The sequence below is a fragment of the Thermomonas sp. genome (assembly GCF_047606765.1).
GTDB lineage: Bacteria > Pseudomonadota > Gammaproteobacteria > Xanthomonadales > Xanthomonadaceae > Thermomonas.
The window spans coordinates 1-16,079 of sequence record NZ_JASGED010000113.1 but is presented as its reverse complement, the minus strand read 5'-3'; the positions used below and the strand labels follow the sequence as shown (position 1 = coordinate 16,079).

Genomic DNA, 16,079 nt, shown 5'->3' with positions numbered 1-16,079 from the left:
CTGGCCGTCGGTGATCGAGATCACGTTGGTCGGCACGAACGCGGACACGTCGCCGGCCTGCGTTTCGATGATCGGCAGCGCGGTCAGCGAACCGGTCTTGCCCTTCACTTCGCCACCGGTGAACTTCTCCACGTACTCGGCGGACACGCGCGCGGCGCGCTCCAGCAGGCGGCTGTGCAGGTAGAACACGTCACCCGGATAGGCTTCGCGGCCCGGCGGGCGCTTCAGCAGCAGCGAGATCTGGCGATAGGCCACGGCCTGCTTGGAAAGATCGTCATAGACGATCAGCGCGTCTTCGCCGCGATCCATGAAGTACTCGCCCATGGTGCAGCCGGAGTAGGCGCTGATGTACTGCATCGCCGCCGATTCGGAAGCGGTGGCGGCGACAACGATCGTGTGGGCCAGCGCGCCGTTTTCTTCCAGCTTGCGCACGATGTTGGCCACCGTCGAAGCCTTCTGGCCGATGGCGACATACACGCACTTGATGCCGGTGCCCTTCTGGTTGATGACCGCGTCGATGGCGAGCGCGGTCTTGCCGGTCTGGCGGTCACCGATGACCAGCTCGCGCTGGCCGCGACCGATCGGGATCATGCTGTCCACCGACTTGTAACCGGTCTGCACCGGCTGATCGACCGACTTGCGCCAGATCACGCCCGGTGCCACGCGCTCCACCGGCGCGGTCAGTGCGGCGTTGATCGGGCCCTTGCCGTCAATCGGCTCGCCCAGCGCGTTGACCACGCGGCCCAGCAGTTCGCGACCAACCGGCACTTCCAGGATGCGGCCCGTGGTCTTGGCCACGTCGCCTTCGCGCAGGTGTTCGTAGTCACCCAGCACCACCGCGCCGACCGAGTCGCGCTCCAGGTTCAAAGCCAGCGCAAAGGTATTGCCCGGCAGCTCGATCATTTCGCCCTGCATCACGTCGGCCAGGCCGAAGATGCGCACGATGCCGTCGGACACCGAGGTCACGGTGCCTTCGTTGCGGGCCTCGGCGGAGAGCTTGACCTGCTCGATGCGGGTCTTGATCAGTTCGCTGATTTCGGAGGGGTTGAGCGTGGTTGCCATGTTGGTTTCCTTGGAGTCGCGCCCGGTTGGTGGCGACCTGAAAAATGAACTGTTTGCTGCGCCCGGTCAGCCCGCCAGCGCGGTCTGCATGCGCGCGAGCTTGCCCTTGAGCGAACCGTCGATCACCACGTCGCCGGCGTCGATCACCGCACCGCCGATCAGGCTGGCATCGACCGCTGTTTCCAGCTCCACGTCGCGGCCGAAGCGGCGCTTCAGCGCCTCGCGCAGCTTGTCCAGCTCATCGCCGGACAGCGCGGCGGCGGAGGTGACCGTGGCCCGCACTACGCGCTGTTCCTCGGCGCGCAGTTGCTCGAACAACCCGGCAACCTCGGCCAGCAGCGGCAGGCGACCGGCCTGCGCCAGCAGCGCAAGGAAGCGGGTGTAGGCGGCGTCGGCAGCTTGCGGCGCGAGCAGCGCCACCGCGTCGGCATCGGCCAGACCCGGATTCGGCAGCAGCCCGGCCACGCGCGGATCGCTTGCGACTTGCGCGGAGAACGCAAGCGCCTGCGACCAGGCATCGACGCGACCTTCGTCGCGGGCCGCGCCAAAGGCGGCGCGGGCGTAGGGACGTGCGAGGGTAAGGGCCTGGCTCATGTCGGATCGTTCCGGCTCAGAGCTGGGTTGCCAGGTCGTCCAGCAACGCCTTGTGGGCGTTGGCGTCGATCTCGCGGCGCAGCAGCTTCTCGGCACCATCCACGGCCAGCGCGGACACCTGCTTGCGCAGTTCCTCGCGGGCGCGGTTGGCGGAGGCATCGATCTCGGCCTGTGCCGCCGCCTTCTGGCGGTTGGCCTCGGCCACGGCTTCCTCGCGCGCGGCATCGACGATCTGGTTGGCGCGTGCGTGGGCCTGGTCGATGATCTCGTTGGCCTTGCTGCGTGCGTCCTTCAGCAGGTCGTTGATCTTGTCCTGCGCCTGGGCCAGATCCTTCTGGCTGCGGTCGGCGGCGGCCAGACCCTCGGCGATCTTCTGCTGGCGTTCCTCGATGGCAGCCAGCAGCGGCGGCCAGATCTTGGTCGCGATCAGCCAGATCAGGCCAGCAAAGGCCAGTGCCTGGGCAAAAAGAGTCAGATTGAGGTTCATTGATGCGCTCTGCCTGTGATCGGGAAACCTGCGGCGCGGACGCCGCGCGGTTTCCTGCATGCCGTCGCCGTCATCCGCTTGTGCGGCAACGGCGGCGGACGTCCGTCGAATCGCGGGGATCCGGCGGTTACTGGGCCAGACCGCCAACCAGGAACGGGCTGGCGAAGGCGAACAGCAGGCCCACGGCGACGCTGATGATGAACGCGGCGTCGATCAGGCCGGCGGTGATGAACATGCGAACCTGCAGCACCGGGATCAGCTCCGGCTGGCGGGCGGCGGACTCGAGGAACTTGCCGGCCATGATGGCCAGACCAAGGCCGGCGCCCAGCGCGGCCAGGCCGATCATGATGCCGATGGCCAGAACGGTCGAGGCCTGGACGGAAGCGAGGGCGGTCAAAGTTTCCATGGTTTTCTCCGGAACGGATTGCGAAAGGTGAAGGGAACGAAAGATTGGAACGACAGGATCAGTGGCTGTCTTCCGACAGGCTGAGGTAAACGATGGACAGCATCATGAAGATGAAGGCCTGCAGCGGGATGACCAGCAGGTGGAAGATCATCCAGCCAAAACCGAAGGCCGCGCCCGCGAACATGCCGGTGATGCCGGCACCGCCAAGCACCCAGATCAGCAGGAACACGATTTCGCCGCCGAACATGTTGCCGAACAGTCGCATCGCCAGCGAAATCGGCTTGCTCAGCCATTCGACGATGTTGAGGATCAGGTTGAACGGCATCATCCACTTGCCAAACGGCGCGGTCAGGAACTCGGCGGTGAAGTGGCCAAGGCCCTTGGCGCGGATGGCGAACACCAGCATCAGGAAGAACACGCTGATCGACATGCCCAGGGTGGCGTTGACGTCGGCGGTCGGCACCGGCTTCCAGTAATGCACGCCGAGCAGTTCGAGTGGTTTTGCGATGAAGTCCGCCGGGATCATCTTCAGCAGGTTCATCAGCAGGATCCAGAAGAACAGGGTGATCGCGATCGGCGTCACCAGCTTGCTCTTGCCGTGGTAGGTGTCGCGGGCCTGGCGGTCCACGAACTCCAGCATGATCTCGACGAAGGCCTGCCACTTGCCCGGCACGCCGGCGGTCGCCTTGCGCGTGGCCAGCCAGAACAGGAACACCATGAACAGGCCCATGAGCACCGCCGTCACCAGGGTGTCCACGTGCAGCGTCCAGAAACTGCCCTCGCCGACCGAAGCGGTCAGGTTGTGCAGGTGGTGCTGGATGTAGCTGGTTGGGGTCAGCTCCGCCTCAGAGGACATGGTTCCGCGCTTCCTGTTTTGCTACTGCCGGATTGATTCTGTTACGACTGCTTGGACTTGCTTGTTCGATTTTTATTTGCCCAGCGCCAGTGCAAGCACCTGCGCCAGCAATGCCACCACGGCGGCGATCAGCATCGGCAGCGGCGGCAACCCGAAGGTCAGCACGCCCAGCGCCAACACGGCGACCAGCACCACCCACTTGGCCAGCACCCCGGCCAGCAGGCGCGTCAGCGCCACGCCCGCACCTTCCACCCCGCCACCCAATGCGAGCCGCGCCGCCAGCCAACCGGCCAGCAACACCGCGCCGCCGCCCACCAGCGCCGCCCCGGCCCAGCGCCCGCCCTGCCAGAGGCAGGCCAGCGCGACCAGCAGCGTCGCTGCCGCCTGCCAGGCAACCGCGCGACTGGCCTGTCGCCGACCAGCGGCAACCGAATTCAGCACGAGGCGATTCCTGAATGAGGGGGAAGCGAGGCAGCAGGGCCAAAGGAGCACCCCGCAGAGCCGCAAAAGTATAGCAGCGGGTGTCTTTCCGGGACAACCGCCGGATGGCGCGCGCGCCAAAGCCGCCCCTGTCGCCGGGGCTTCGCTTGCGGGGCGTAGTGCGGCGGGGTGAAACCCCGCCCTATTTCTTCTTCGGGATGTACAGGTCGGTGATCGTGCCGTCATAGACCTCGGCGGCCATTGCCACCGATTCACCCAGCGTCGGGTGCGGGTGGATGGTGTGACCGATGTCCTCGACTTCGCAGCCCATTTCGATGGCGAGCGCCGCTTCGGAAATCAGTTCGCCCGCATGCACGCCGACGATGCCCGCGCCGACGATGCGATGCGTGGCTTCATCGAAAATAAGCTTGGTGAAGCCCTCGGTGCGCGACAGGCCGATGGCGCGGCCCGATGCTGCCCACGGGAACTTGCCGACGCCGACCTTCAACCCCTTGGCCTTCGCCTCGGTTTCGGTCACGCCGACCCAGGCGATTTCCGGGTCGGTATAGGCCACGGACGGGATCACCCGCGCCACCCATTCCTTCTTGTGGCCTGCGGCCACTTCCGCCGCCAGCTTGCCTTCGTGGGTTGCCTTGTGCGCCAGCATTGGCTGGCCGACGATGTCGCCAATGGCGAAGATGTGCGGCACGTTGGTACGCATCTGCGCATCCACCGCGATAAAGCCGCGTTCGCCCACCGCAACGCCCGCCTTCTCTGCATCGATCTTCTTGCCATTCGGCGCACGGCCCACGGCCACCAGCACGCGATCAAAGAGCTTGCCTTCGGGGATGTTCTCGCCATCGAAGGTGACGTCGATGCCCTTCTTGCCGGCCCTGGCTTCGACCACCTTCGTTTTCAGATGCGTGGAAATGCCCTGCTTTTTCAGGCGATCCGCCAGCGGCTTGACCAGATCCTTGTCCGCGCCCGGCATCAACTGGTCGGCCAGTTCGACCACGGTGACTTCGCTGCCCAGGCCGCGATACACCGTCGCCATTTCCAGCCCGATGATGCCGCCACCGACGACGAGCAATTTTTTCGGCACGTCGGCAAGGTTCAGTGCATCGGTCGAATCCATGATGCGCGGGTCGCCCCACGGGAAACCCGGCAGCTTCAAGGCCTGCGAACCGGCCGCGATGATGCACTGGCCGAAGCGCAGCAACTGCGTCTTGCCGTCATCGCCGGTCACTTCGATTTCATTGGGCGAGACGAACTTGCCGACGCCCTGCAACACGCGCACCTTGCGCTGCTTCGCCATGCCGGCGAGGCCCTTGGTGAGCTGGCCGATGACCTTTTCCTTGTAGCCGCGCAGGGTATCGATGTTGATCTTCGGCGCGCCGAAATCGACGCCGTATTCGCTGGCATGCGCGGCCTGTTCGATCACGTCGGCAGCATGCAGCAGCGCCTTCGACGGAATGCAGCCAACGTTGAGGCAAACGCCGCCGAGCGTTGGATAGCGTTCGATCAACACGGTATCAAGATCGAGGTCGGCGGCACGGAACGCGGCGGTATAGCCGCCGGGGCCGGCACCAAGCACCACGATGCCGCATTCGACATCGGCCTGGCGACCGGACGAAGCGGCAGCCTGCGGCGCTGGCGTTGAGGGAACCTGCGGCGCAGCTGCTTTCGCGCCCTCCCCTGCGGAAGCAGGGGAGGGCTGGGGTGGGGTGCTCTTCGCCGCGTCGGAAGAAGCAGCACCACTCTCGATCACCGCAATCACCGCACCCTCGGACACGGTATCGCCCAGCTTCACCTTCAGCGCCTTGACCACGCCGTCGGCCACCGCCGGCACTTCCATCGTGGCCTTGTCGGATTCCAGCGTGACCAGACCTTGATCCATCTTCACGGTGTCACCCACCGCAACCAGGATTTCGATCACCGGCACGCCGCTGTGACTGCCGATGTCGGGGACTTTCGATTCAATGTCAGCCATGTTTTTTTCTCGAACATAGGGTGAGATTCATCCCACCGGTTTCGGCAACGGTGGGCCAGGGCCCACCCTATGAATTCAAAGCATCGCCCGACGCATGTCGGCCAGCAGTTGTGCCAGATGGGCGGTGAAGCGCGCGGCGGCAGCGCCGTCGATCACGCGATGGTCGTAGCTCAGCGACAGCGGCACCATCAGGCGCGGCTGGAACGCCTTGCCGTCCCAGACCGGCTGGATGGCCGACTTCGACACGCCGAGGATGGCGACTTCCGGCGCATTGATGATCGGGGTGAACGCGGTGCCGCCGATGCCGCCCAGCGAGCTGATGGTGAAGCAGCCGCCCTGCATCTGTTCGGGCTTGAGCTTGCCGTCGCGCGCAAGGCCGGCGAGTTCGCCCATTTCCTTCGCGATTTCCAGCACGCCCTTCTGGTCGGCGTCGCGCAGCACCGGCACCACCAGGCCGTTCGGGGTGTCGGCGGCGAAGCCGATGTGGAAATACTTCTTGAGGACGAGGTTGTCGCCTTCCAGCGAGGCATTGAAGGTCGGGTACTTCTTCAGCACCGCCACGCAGGCCTTGATGAGGAAGGCGAGCATGGTCACCTTGCCGACCTTGCCTGCGGCGATGGCCTTGGCGTTCTCGTTGTTCAACGCAACGCGCAGGTCTTCCAGATCGGTGATGTCGGCCTGATCGTGCTGGGTGACGTGCGGGATCACCGCCCAGTTGCGCGCAAGGTTCGCGCCGGAAATCTTCTGGATGCGCGACAGCGGCTTGGTTTCGATCTCGCCGAACTTGGCGAAATCCACCTTCGGCCACGGGATCAGGTTCAGCCCGCCACCACCGCCACCGGCAGATGCACCCGCAGGCGCTGCGGTCGCGCCGGACAGCACACCCTTGACGTACTTCTGCACATCCTCCTTGCCGATGCGGCCACCGCGCTCGCTACCGGTGACCTGCGACAGGTCAACACCCAACTCGCGCGCGAACAGGCGCACCGCCGGGCTGGCGTAAGGCACCTTGTCCGGCAGCACGGCAGCGGCATCGAAACGCACCGGCGGCAGGCCGGCACCCATCGGTGCGGCGGCAGGCGCGGGCGGCGGGGTTTCGGCCTTCGGGGCCGGGGCTGGCTCGGGAACAGGCGCGGGCTTCGGCGGTTCCGGCGCAGCGGCGGGCGCGGGTGCCGCAGGCGCGGCAGCACCGGCGGCTTCGCATTCGATGATCGCCACCAGCGCGCCTTCGGACACGGCATCGCCCAGCTTGACCTTCAGTTCCTTGACCACGCCGGCGAAGGGCGATGGCACTTCCATCGTGGCCTTGTCGGACTCCAGCGTGACCAGGCCCTGATCCACGGCGACGGTATCGCCCGGCTTGACCAGCAATTCGATGATCGGCACGTCGCTGTGACCGCCAATGTCGGGGACGCGCGCTTCCTTCAGTTCGGCCATGCCGGGCTCCGGTCTGTCGGGGAAAGAGCCGTATTGTTGGCACATCCGGCGGCAGCGAACAAACTGCGGCGCAGCAAAAATCGTTTATTACCCGGATTATTTATTCCGCACCACCAAAACCTGCCAGATTCGCATCAAGGTCATCACGAAAATCCAGTTTGTACCCGGGTTGAATAAGAGGTGTTCGGCTTCTGCATATGGCGTCTCGCGCTGCAGTTGAAGCCTCGCCAGTGCGGTAACCTGCGCGCCCCGTCACCAACGGAATGCCGCCATGCCGTCCTTCGACATCGTTTCAGAAGTCGATACCCACGAACTCACCAACGCGGTGGACCAGGCCAACCGCGAGCTGACCACGCGCTTCGACTTCAAAGGCGTGGATGCAAAGTTCGTGCGCGAGGACAACGTGATCTCGCAATCCGCGCCCAGCGAGTTCCAGTTGCAGCAGATGACCGACATCCTGCGCGCGCGGCTGATCGCGCGGAAGATCGACGTGCGCTGCCTCGACTTTGGCGACGTGGAAACCAATCTGGCCGGCGCGCGCCAGAAGGTCACCGTCAAGCAGGGCATCGAGCGCGAGCTGGCGAAGAAGCTGCAGGCCGCGATCAAGGACGCCAAGCTGAAGGTCGATACGCAAATCAACGGCGACAAGCTGCGCGTGACCGGCAAGAAGCGCGACGACCTGCAGGCCGCGATGGCCTTGCTGCGCGCCGGCAATTTCGAGTTGCCGCTACAGTTCGACAACTTTCGTGATTGATCGGCTCGCGCAAGCGCTCGCCTGCCGCGATTGACGCAGATGACCGAAGACACGGCATTCGATACAGATGTGATCGAAGCCAGCGTGCGCCGCTGGCTGGAGCGCGCGGTGATCGGGCTGAACCTGTGCCCGTTCGCCAAGGCGGTCTATGTGAAGGCGCAGGTGCGGATCGTGGTCAGCGACGCCAGCACCGAACGCGCATTGCTGGAACAACTCGGCGAGGAACTGGCGCTGCTGCGCGACACGCCTGCGGAGGCCATCGACACCACCTTGCTGGTGCATCCGCAGGTGCTGGGCGATTTCCTCGACTACAACGATTTCCTCGACGATGCCGATGCGCTGATCGAGGCGATGGAACTGGATGGCGTTCTGCAAGTCGCCAGCTTCCATCCCGATTACCAATTCGCAGGCACCGAGCCGGACGACGCCGGCAACCTGACCAACCGCGCGCCGTACCCAATCCTGCACCTGCTGCGCGAGGCCAGCATTGATCGCGCAGTCGCTGCCTATTCGGAACCGGATGCGATCATCGAGCGCAATATCGCGACGATGCAGGAATTGGGGATTGAGGGGTTTCGCAAGTTGCTGGCGGACTGAGGAAGCCCTTGAGCCCGTCATTCCCGCGAAGGCGGGAATCCATGGACGTTAAGGAAGCTCTGAACAACTCTCGAAACGTCATCCCGGCGAAAGCCGGAATCCAGCTTTTTCAGTGGCATGCCAAACAGCTGGATTGGACAAACATTCGTTTGTCAGAAGCAGCCGGCTTTCGCCGGAATGACGGCTTGTTCAGACCTTCCTTAATGCAGAAAATCAAAGTCCTTGGATTCCCGCCTTCGCGGGAATGACGAGCCGAAGCAGAAATCACACGCAATCGAATAATTGCCGCCGATCATCCTCACCCAGCATCCGCCACTGCCCCTCCGGCAGATCGTTCAGCGTCAATCCGCCAATACGCTCGCGATGCAACGCGGCGACGTGATTGCCGACCGCCGCAAACATTCGCCGCACCTGGTGGTAGCGGCCTTCGTGCAGGGTCAGCCGCGCGGTGCGTGAATCGAGCTGTTCCAGTTCCGCCGGCAGCAGCGGCGTTTTCTCGCCTTCCAGCATCAGCGTGCCGCTGGCGAAGCTGGCGGCTTCATCACCACGCAACTCATCCGCAAGCGTCGCCGCGTACACCTTCGGCAGCTTCGATTTTGGCGCGATGATCCGGTGCAGCAATTGGCCGTCGTCGGTCAATAGCAGCAGACCGGAGGTAGCGCGATCCAGCCGGCCCACGGTTGAAAGCGCCGGACTGCGCAGGCGATAGCGCGGTGGCAACAGATCGAACACGATGCGCCCCGGGTCTTTTGTCGAGCAGGTATAGCCGACGGGCTTGTGCAGCATCAGCAGCAGACCGGGTGGCGGATCGAGCGGTTCGCCGTCAATGCGGACTGCATCCAGTGGCACTGCATCATCGGCATACAGCACGTCACCGTTCGCGTCGGTGATGCGGCCTTCGCGGAACATCCACTGCACGTCCTTGCGGCTGCCGTAACCGAGGTTGGCGATGTGCTTGACCAGCTTCACGCCTTCACCGCCTCGACGATCTTGAAGCCGCCCTGCTGCGCCACGATGCGCACCTGCGCGAAGCCGGTGCCCAGCGCGTCCTCATAGGGAAGATGCCGGTTCGCCACCAGCCACAGGCTGCCGCGCGGCTGCAATGCAGATGCGGCAGCAGCGATGAAGGCGCGGCCGATGTCGGGACGCTCGCCGCGCCCCAGCGCATGGAACGGCGGATTGCAGACGATGGCCTCGAAGCGTTCGGCCACGCCCTGCGCCACGTCATGCCAATGGCATTGCACCGGCACGCCGGCATTGCGAAGGTTCTCGCCAGCCAGCGCCAGCGCGCGCGCATCGGCCTCGTACAAATCCAGCGACGTGGCCTGCGGGCAACGCGCCAACACCTGCATCGACAGGTAACCCCAGCCCGCGCCGAAATCCCCGACGCGCCCGCGCAGCGTGGCCGGCAATGCGTCGGCCAGCATCCGCGATGCGGCATCCACGCGATCCCATGCGAACACGCCGGGCCGGCTCATGAAACCGCCACCCGGTACGGCCTCGTCCGCGATCCGGCGCGGCGCATCCGCGCGCAACCACTGTGCATGCAGGGCGGCATCGACACTTGCACCCGGCGATGTCCAGAACACCCGGCAATGATGCTTGCCCACCACACCAAGACTGCCGGCGAGATGCTTGAGGTCGGCCTCGCGCGATTTCGCGCCTTCGTCATTGGCGACCGACGCAACCACGACACCGCCCGGCGCAACCGCCACGCAGGCCTTGGCCAGCAATGCGCGGGCTTCCTCGCGCTGGCGCGGCGGCAACACCAGCACCAGCGGAAACGCGGCTGCAGGCAGCGCGTCTTCGTCGATCAGTTCGATGCCGATGCGCGCAAGCCGCGCGGCTTCCGGCTTGAACGGCTGGGTGGCGACCAGTGCAGGCACGCGCGCCGCATGCAGGGCCGCGCCTTCGCGGGCGCGCAGGAACAGCACGCGGCCATCCTGCGGCCAACGCAGCAGGCCATCAGCGAAGGGATGCAGCAGGGCGTCGAGGGGGTGGTCGCGATGCGCGGAACTCATGCGCGAAGTTTACAGGGCGGCTGGCTGGCCACTCCCACGAAGCATCACATCGTCATTCCGGCGAAAGCCGGAATCCAGTTTTTTATCTTCGGTGTAAGCGAAATGCTGGATTCCGGTTTTCGCCGGAATGACAGCTTGAAAGTCAGCGGCGACGCAACGCACTCAATCCCCAGTTCGCCAGCAAGCAAACGGCAGCGGCCGCGCTCCAGCCCACCGCGTTGCCGCCACCGGGCAACAGCGCCGCCAGCGCATCCGGCCACTGTCGGCCATACCACGCAACGACCACCGCCGCCGACAGCGCAAACACGATGCCCAGCCCGCGCAGCAGGCGTTGTTCGAACAGCGTGGATGCTTCGGCTTGTGCGCGTGCAAGCGCCGCCATCTGCGCCGCAAAATCCGGTGGCAAATCGACCGGCGGTGCATGCTGCAATACACGTGCGATACGCAGGTCGCCTGCATCGGCATCAGGCTCGCCAAGACGCGCCTTTTCCTGCGCCTGCCAACGTTGCGGGTCGATGTCGTGCTCGTGGGGTCTCATGCGGCGGCTCCAATGCGCGGGGCCAGCAACTCGCGCAGTTTGTTGCGGCTTCGGAACAAGTGGCTCTTGATCGTGCCTTCGGCAAGGCCGGTGATGACGGCGATCTCGCTGATCGGCAGTTCTTCCAGATGATAGAGCGTGAGGATCGTGCGCTGCAGCGGCGGCAGGCGCTCGATGGCTGCATGCAGTTCGCGTTCGATTTCGGCATCGGCATGCGTCGCAGCAAGATCGAAACCATCGTCGATGTTGTCGAGCAGGGACAACCCGTCTTCGCCATCACCCGGCTCCGCCAGCGGAATCCGCTTGCGTTCCAGATGCCGCATCGCCACCGAATACGCCACCTGCCCGATCCACGATTTCAGCGGGCTGTCGAAGCGGTACTGGTGCAGATGGCGATGCACGCGCAGGAAGGCCTCCTGACACAACTCGCGGGTGTCCTCGGGATGCCGCACCATGCGCTGGATCACATGCCAGCACAGGCCCTGATAGTCGCGCACCAGCCGTTCGAACGCGCCGGGGCGTTGCGTGAGCACGGCTTCGACAAGGGCGCGGTCGGCATCCATCCCGCATGGGATACGCCGGGGGCGGCATCGGTTGCAACGGATTTTTTCGATGCCGCCTGCAACCGCCCGCCGCATCCCCGTATCCCTTGCCCCGAACGGTCAGCGTGGCCGCAGCCAACACGAGGATTTCCTGATGGATACCGCAACACTCGTTCCCATTGCCCTGTTCGTAAGCATCGCGTGGTCGATCAAGGCCGTGGTCGATTCCCGCGTGCGCAAACAACTGGTGTCCAGCAATGGCTCGCCCGATCTGGTGCGCAGCATTCTGGAAGGCGACGAAGCCAACCGCCGCCTGTCCTCGCTGCGCTGGGGCATCACCCTGGTGGCGCTGGCGCTGGGTTTCGGCATCGTCGAAGCCGCTGGCTGGCGCGATGTCACGCCGGGCGCAATCGCGGTACTGGTGGGCGCGCTGGGGCTGGGCAACCTGGCTTTCTTCGCCGCATCGCGCAAGCTGCGCTGAGCCACTCCGGTATGCTGTCGGCCCCGCAACGCCGACAGCATCCACATGTCCGACACACCTCCCGACCGCCTCAGCAACGACCCGCGCAGCAAGTTCCATGACGCCGCCCTGCTGGAACGCGGCATCGGCATCCGCTTCAACGGCGTGGAGCGCAACAACGTCGAGGAATACTGCATCAGCGAAGGCTGGGTGCGGGTGGCCGCAGGCCGCGCGCTGGACAGGCGCGGGCAGCCGATGACGATGAAGATCAAGGGCACGGTGGAAGCGTGGTTCCTCGATACCGCAGGCGAAGCCGAAACGCCGGCTGACTGAACGGCAACGCGGCACTCCCGCGTACCTCCGGGCAGGCGCACACTGCAATCGTCCCGCCCTGCAGGAGACCGCCATGAACGCCAGAACCCTCGTTCTTTCATTCGCCATCGCTGCGGCCATTGCCGGCTGCGCATCGTCCGGCACCGCTACCGGCATGCTGGCCCCGGATGCACCGCGCGCGCTGCCCGATGCCGGCCCGGTCAGCGTGGCATGGGAAGACCCCGCGACCTTCACCGAGCTGCGCCACAGCCGCAACCGTTGGGAAGCCGAGCGCGGCAACTGGTTGACTGATCTTGCCAAGTACCTGCGCAAGCGCGCCGAAGCGCAACTGCCCGCGGGCGAACGGCTGGAACTGACCATCGTCGATATCGACCGTGCCGGCGACTACGAGCCGTGGCTGGGCGTGCGCCACCAGGACACCCGCATCGTTCGTGACATCTATCCGCCGCGTATGACCCTGCGCGTGCGCCATTTCGATGCCAGCGGCGCGCTGGTGTCGGAAGGTGAACACAAGCTCAGCGACATGGCCTTCATGACCAATGCATCGCCATTCAACGATTCCGATCCACTGCGCTACGAAAAGCGGATGATCGACAGCTGGCTGCGGCGCGAGTTCGCCACGACCGCTGCGCGCTGATCCGCGAGCAATCCGAGTGCGATGAAGCCGCCTGCGGGCGGCTTCATCGTTTCAGCGCGTGGCGCAATCCGCCGCACGCGCCAGCAGCAGTTCGCGTTCGCGCGCATTGCCGGTCAAGGCTGCTGCACGCTGAAACTCGATGCGTGCTTCATCGAAACGGCCCAATTGCAGCAGCAGGTCGCCACGCACCGCCGGCAGCGGCGCGTAGTCGCGCAATTTCGATTCGTTCGCGAGCGCATCGACGATCGGCAACGCCGCCGCCGCGTCCTGCGCGCGCGAAACCGCCACAGCGCGGTTGAGTTCCACCACCGGCGAAGGCGCGACCCGCATCAGCCGCGCGTACAAGGCAGCGATGCCGGCCCAGTCCGTGTCCTCGAAACGCAACGCCCGCGCATGACAAGCCGCCAGTGCCGCCTGCAGCACATACGGCCCATCGCTGCCACCCAAGCGCTGCGCACGCTGCAAGGCCTGCAGGCCGCACGCAATCTGCAGGCGATCCCAACGCGCGCGGTCCTGTGCGTCCAGCAGGATCGGGGTTCCGTCGGCATCGGTGCGCGCAGGGATGCGTGATGCCTGCAATTCCATCAGCGCCAGCAGGCCCAGCACTTCCGGCTGATCCGGCAGCAGGCCGGCCAGCACGCGACCCAGCCGCAGCGCTTCCTCACACAATGCGGGGCGCATCCAGTCTTCGCCGCTGGTCGCGGCATAACCCTCGTTGAAAACGAGGTAAACCACTTCCAGCACGGCCTCCAGCCGCTGTGGCAACTCGGCCTTGCGCGGCACTTCGAACACCACCTGCTTCTCGGCCAGGGTGCGCTTGGCGCGCACGATGCGTTGCGCCACGGTGGGCTCCGGCTGCAGGAACGCGCGCGCGATTTCCGCAGTGGACAGACCGCCCAGCAGGCGCAAGGTCAACGCCACGCGCGACTCCATCGGCAGCACCGGATGACAGGTGGCGAATACCAGCCGCAGCAGGTCATCGCCAATGTCATCGTCTGCAAACCGCAAAGCATCGTCGCCCTGCATGTCGGCTCCCTGCACCGTCAACTCGATGCCGAACTCATCCTGCTTGCGTGCATGCAACTGCCGCTGGCGCAGATGGTCGATGGCGCGATGTTTCGCAGCCTGCATCAGCCACGCCGCCGGGTTGTCCGGCACGCCGTCGCGCGGCCAGCGTTCCAGCGCAGCCACCAGCACGTCCTGCGCCAGTTCCTCGGCGGTGTCGATATTGCCGGTGATGCGCACAAGCCGCGCCAGCAACTTCGGCGATTCCATCCGCCACAGCGTGTCCAGCATGGTTTGCAGTGCGGTCGCGGTCATGGCGACCGATGACAGCACCGCAACCACACGGACGCAAGCGCTGCCTGCAGCGGCAGGAAAAGCAGATCAGGCAGGGCGATGGCGCGTGTGGCGCATCACGCCGCCACGATGGTCTTGAAGCCGCCGAAGATCATGCGTTTGGTATCGAACGGCATGTTCTTGATGTCCATCTTTGCAAATCGCTTGTCATTCATCGCCAGCTTGTTGACCTTGTCGCGGTGCGCGCGGGATTTGTAAACGATGTAGGCGAACACCACCACTTCGTCGTCCTGCAATTTCACCGAACGCGGGAACGAGGTCAGCTTGCCCACTGGCGCATCGTCGGCCACGCATTCGTGGTAGCCCAGCGCGCCGTGCTCCATCCATACCTTGCGGCCCAGCCGCGCCATTTTCCTGTACTCATCAAGGCGCGCCTTCGGCACCGGAATCACGAATCCATCGACGTAGCTCATGTTGTTTTCTCCTTTGCCTGCGTGGGTATGAACGTTTGATTCCTGTCCGGTGCGCGGATTGGGTTGCACGCCGGCTTCATTGTTGCGGGAACTGCGACTCGTCCATGTAGAACACTTCCCACTGGTGCCCGTCCGGGTCGGCAACGCCGCGCTGGTACATGAAGCCAAGGTCCTTCGGCTCCGCGTATTCGCTGCCGCCGGATGCCAGCGCCTTTGCCATGAAGGCATCGACCTCGTCGCGGCTGTCCTGCGAAATCGCCAGCAGGGTTTCGGTCACCGCATGTGCATCCGCCAACGGCTTGTTGGTGAATGTCGCGAAGTAGGGTGCGGACAGCAGCATCACGCTGGTGACATCGTTGACGATCATGCAGGCGGCGTTTTCATCAGTGAACATCGGGTTGAACGAGAAACCAAGCGCAGCGAAGAACTCGACGCTGCGTTCCAGGTTCTGCACCGGCAGGTTGACGTAGAGGTTGCGGGGCATGGCGTTGTACTCCTTCGGGGTTCGATGTGGATGGAAGCTCAATGGCCGAGCCGGTCGCGCGGGCGGTTTTGCCCGCTTGCATGGAAGACGACGAACGACGATGCCGGGAATCGACACACCGGCGAAAAATCTTTCGCGCATTCACGTTGTGTGGATGCGACCGGGCCTGCATCATCCAGGCCTGCCCGTCCGGAAGACCGCGCCATGCAATACCTGACCCTGATCCACATTGACCCGGCACTGATGGCGGAACTGCCGTCGGAGGAGTTCGACCGGCTGATGTGTGGCTGCTTCCAGAAGGCCGATGCCCTGCGCGATGCCGGCAATCTGCACGGCTCGCAGCAACTCGAAGCGCCGGACACCGCACGCACCCTGCGCGTTCGCGAAGGCGTGGCGCGGGTCACCGATGGCCCATTTGCCGAGACGCGCGAGTTCCTGGCCGGCTTCAACCTGATCGAAGCCGATTCGATGGACGAGGCGATGCAGATCGCCCGCCAGTTCCCGTGGGCACGCTTCGGCAGCATCGAGGTGCGGCCGGTGCGCGACATGGACGCGGTACGCCGGCGGGTGGGTGCGGCCTAGGGAAGGTCTGAACAAGCCGTCATTCCGGCGAAAGCCGGAATCTAGCTCTTTGGTAAGTCATTGAAAAAGCTGGATCCCGGCTTTCGCCGGGATGACGTTTCGGGAGT

At 64.8% G+C, this 16,079-nt stretch carries 22 protein-coding genes; 7 read left to right on the top strand and 15 right to left on the bottom strand.

Features of this window, described 5'->3' with window-relative positions:
* From atpA to aceF, 8 genes are all read right to left on the bottom strand, one after another.
* The coding region (gene atpA, locus QM612_RS10765) for a F0F1 ATP synthase subunit alpha (protein WP_415253891.1) at positions 1-1,062 on the bottom strand (1,062 nt) is incomplete at its 3' end.
* A 66-nt stretch (positions 1,063-1,128) separates the two neighbouring features.
* Complete coding sequence (locus tag QM612_RS10760; RefSeq protein WP_415253890.1) at positions 1,129-1,656, bottom strand: F0F1 ATP synthase subunit delta; 528 nt, start codon at positions 1,654-1,656, stop codon at positions 1,129-1,131.
* Positions 1,657-1,672: 16 nt separating this feature from the next.
* Positions 1,673-2,143: a F0F1 ATP synthase subunit B gene (locus tag QM612_RS10755; RefSeq protein ID WP_415253889.1), complete on the bottom strand. Its 471-nt coding sequence runs from the start codon at positions 2,141-2,143 to the stop codon at positions 1,673-1,675.
* A 127-nt stretch (positions 2,144-2,270) separates the two neighbouring features.
* Positions 2,271-2,549, bottom strand: coding sequence for a F0F1 ATP synthase subunit C (gene atpE / locus QM612_RS10750; RefSeq protein WP_415253888.1), 279 nt, complete (start codon positions 2,547-2,549; stop codon positions 2,271-2,273).
* A 58-nt stretch (positions 2,550-2,607) separates the two neighbouring features.
* A complete protein-coding gene (gene atpB, locus QM612_RS10745; protein WP_415253887.1) occupies positions 2,608-3,405 on the bottom strand; it encodes a F0F1 ATP synthase subunit A in 798 nt (265 codons plus the stop codon).
* 72 nt (positions 3,406-3,477) lie between these two features.
* On the bottom strand, positions 3,478-3,846 hold the full coding sequence (locus tag QM612_RS10740; protein WP_415253886.1) for a hypothetical protein: 369 nt from the start codon (positions 3,844-3,846) through the stop codon (positions 3,478-3,480).
* A gap of 181 nt (positions 3,847-4,027) precedes the next feature.
* Positions 4,028-5,815: a dihydrolipoyl dehydrogenase gene (gene lpdA / locus QM612_RS10735; protein WP_415253885.1), complete on the bottom strand. Its 1,788-nt coding sequence runs from the start codon at positions 5,813-5,815 to the stop codon at positions 4,028-4,030.
* A gap of 75 nt (positions 5,816-5,890) precedes the next feature.
* Positions 5,891-7,252: a dihydrolipoyllysine-residue acetyltransferase gene (aceF, locus tag QM612_RS10730; RefSeq protein WP_415253884.1), complete on the bottom strand. Its 1,362-nt coding sequence runs from the start codon at positions 7,250-7,252 to the stop codon at positions 5,891-5,893.
* Positions 7,253-7,523: 271 nt separating this feature from the next.
* Between aceF and QM612_RS10725 the strand changes: the two genes are divergently transcribed.
* Genes QM612_RS10725 through QM612_RS10715 form a run of 3 tightly spaced genes read left to right on the top strand, consistent with a single transcriptional unit; the run spans position 7,524 to position 8,851 of the window.
* On the top strand, positions 7,524-8,006 hold the full coding sequence (locus QM612_RS10725; RefSeq protein WP_415253883.1) for a YajQ family cyclic di-GMP-binding protein: 483 nt from the start codon (positions 7,524-7,526) through the stop codon (positions 8,004-8,006).
* Between the two features lie 39 nt (positions 8,007-8,045).
* Positions 8,046-8,603 carry a DUF1415 domain-containing protein gene (locus tag QM612_RS10720; RefSeq protein ID WP_415253882.1) on the top strand — a complete coding sequence of 186 codons (558 nt, stop codon included), beginning with the start codon at positions 8,046-8,048 and terminating at the stop codon, positions 8,601-8,603.
* A gap of 41 nt (positions 8,604-8,644) precedes the next feature.
* The gene (locus QM612_RS10715; protein WP_415253881.1) at positions 8,645-8,851 is read left to right on the top strand and encodes a hypothetical protein; all 207 of its coding nucleotides are present in this window, start codon (positions 8,645-8,647) and stop codon (positions 8,849-8,851) included.
* 16 nt (positions 8,852-8,867) lie between these two features.
* On the opposite strand, the gene QM612_RS10710 is transcribed toward QM612_RS10715, so the two are convergent.
* The 4 genes from QM612_RS10710 to QM612_RS10695 form a co-directional block, all read right to left on the bottom strand.
* Positions 8,868-9,572, bottom strand: coding sequence for a pseudouridine synthase (locus tag QM612_RS10710; RefSeq protein WP_415253880.1), 705 nt, complete (start codon positions 9,570-9,572; stop codon positions 8,868-8,870).
* Positions 9,569-10,624, bottom strand: coding sequence for a class I SAM-dependent methyltransferase (locus QM612_RS10705; RefSeq protein WP_415253879.1), 1,056 nt, complete (start codon positions 10,622-10,624; stop codon positions 9,569-9,571). Before QM612_RS10705 ends, QM612_RS10710 begins: the two co-directional genes overlap by 4 nt.
* A gap of 142 nt (positions 10,625-10,766) precedes the next feature.
* On the bottom strand, positions 10,767-11,162 hold the full coding sequence (locus QM612_RS10700; RefSeq protein ID WP_415253878.1) for a hypothetical protein: 396 nt from the start codon (positions 11,160-11,162) through the stop codon (positions 10,767-10,769).
* Entirely contained in the window at positions 11,159-11,725 is a 567-nt protein-coding gene (locus QM612_RS10695) for an RNA polymerase sigma factor (protein WP_415253877.1), read from the bottom strand. Before QM612_RS10695 ends, QM612_RS10700 begins: the two co-directional genes overlap by 4 nt.
* Before the next feature lie 49 nt (positions 11,726-11,774).
* On the opposite strand from QM612_RS10695, the gene QM612_RS10690 reads away from it, so the two are divergent.
* The 3 genes from QM612_RS10690 to QM612_RS10680 all read left to right on the top strand — a co-directional run bounded on the left by QM612_RS10690 (position 11,775) and on the right by QM612_RS10680 (position 13,134).
* Positions 11,775-12,185, top strand: a complete 411-nt coding sequence (locus QM612_RS10690; protein WP_415253876.1) for a hypothetical protein — start codon at positions 11,775-11,777, stop codon at positions 12,183-12,185.
* A 45-nt stretch (positions 12,186-12,230) separates the two neighbouring features.
* Complete coding sequence (locus tag QM612_RS10685; RefSeq protein ID WP_415253875.1) at positions 12,231-12,497, top strand: DUF3297 family protein; 267 nt, start codon at positions 12,231-12,233, stop codon at positions 12,495-12,497.
* A 73-nt stretch (positions 12,498-12,570) separates the two neighbouring features.
* The gene (locus tag QM612_RS10680) at positions 12,571-13,134 is read left to right on the top strand and encodes a DUF3016 domain-containing protein (RefSeq protein ID WP_415253874.1); all 564 of its coding nucleotides are present in this window, start codon (positions 12,571-12,573) and stop codon (positions 13,132-13,134) included.
* A 51-nt stretch (positions 13,135-13,185) separates the two neighbouring features.
* Here QM612_RS10680 and QM612_RS10675 read toward each other — a convergent pair whose 3' ends face one another.
* From QM612_RS10675 to QM612_RS10665, 3 genes are all read right to left on the bottom strand, one after another.
* On the bottom strand, positions 13,186-14,454 hold the full coding sequence (locus QM612_RS10675; RefSeq protein WP_415253873.1) for an RNA polymerase sigma factor: 1,269 nt from the start codon (positions 14,452-14,454) through the stop codon (positions 13,186-13,188).
* Positions 14,455-14,549: 95 nt separating this feature from the next.
* Positions 14,550-14,906 carry a DUF1428 domain-containing protein gene (locus QM612_RS10670; protein ID WP_415253872.1) on the bottom strand — a complete coding sequence of 119 codons (357 nt, stop codon included), beginning with the start codon at positions 14,904-14,906 and terminating at the stop codon, positions 14,550-14,552.
* Between the two features lie 76 nt (positions 14,907-14,982).
* Complete coding sequence (locus QM612_RS10665; protein ID WP_415253871.1) at positions 14,983-15,390, bottom strand: VOC family protein; 408 nt, start codon at positions 15,388-15,390, stop codon at positions 14,983-14,985.
* A gap of 204 nt (positions 15,391-15,594) precedes the next feature.
* On the opposite strand from QM612_RS10665, the gene QM612_RS10660 reads away from it, so the two are divergent.
* On the top strand, positions 15,595-15,972 hold the full coding sequence (locus QM612_RS10660; protein WP_415253870.1) for a YciI family protein: 378 nt from the start codon (positions 15,595-15,597) through the stop codon (positions 15,970-15,972).
* Positions 15,973-16,079: the final 107 nt, after the last annotated feature.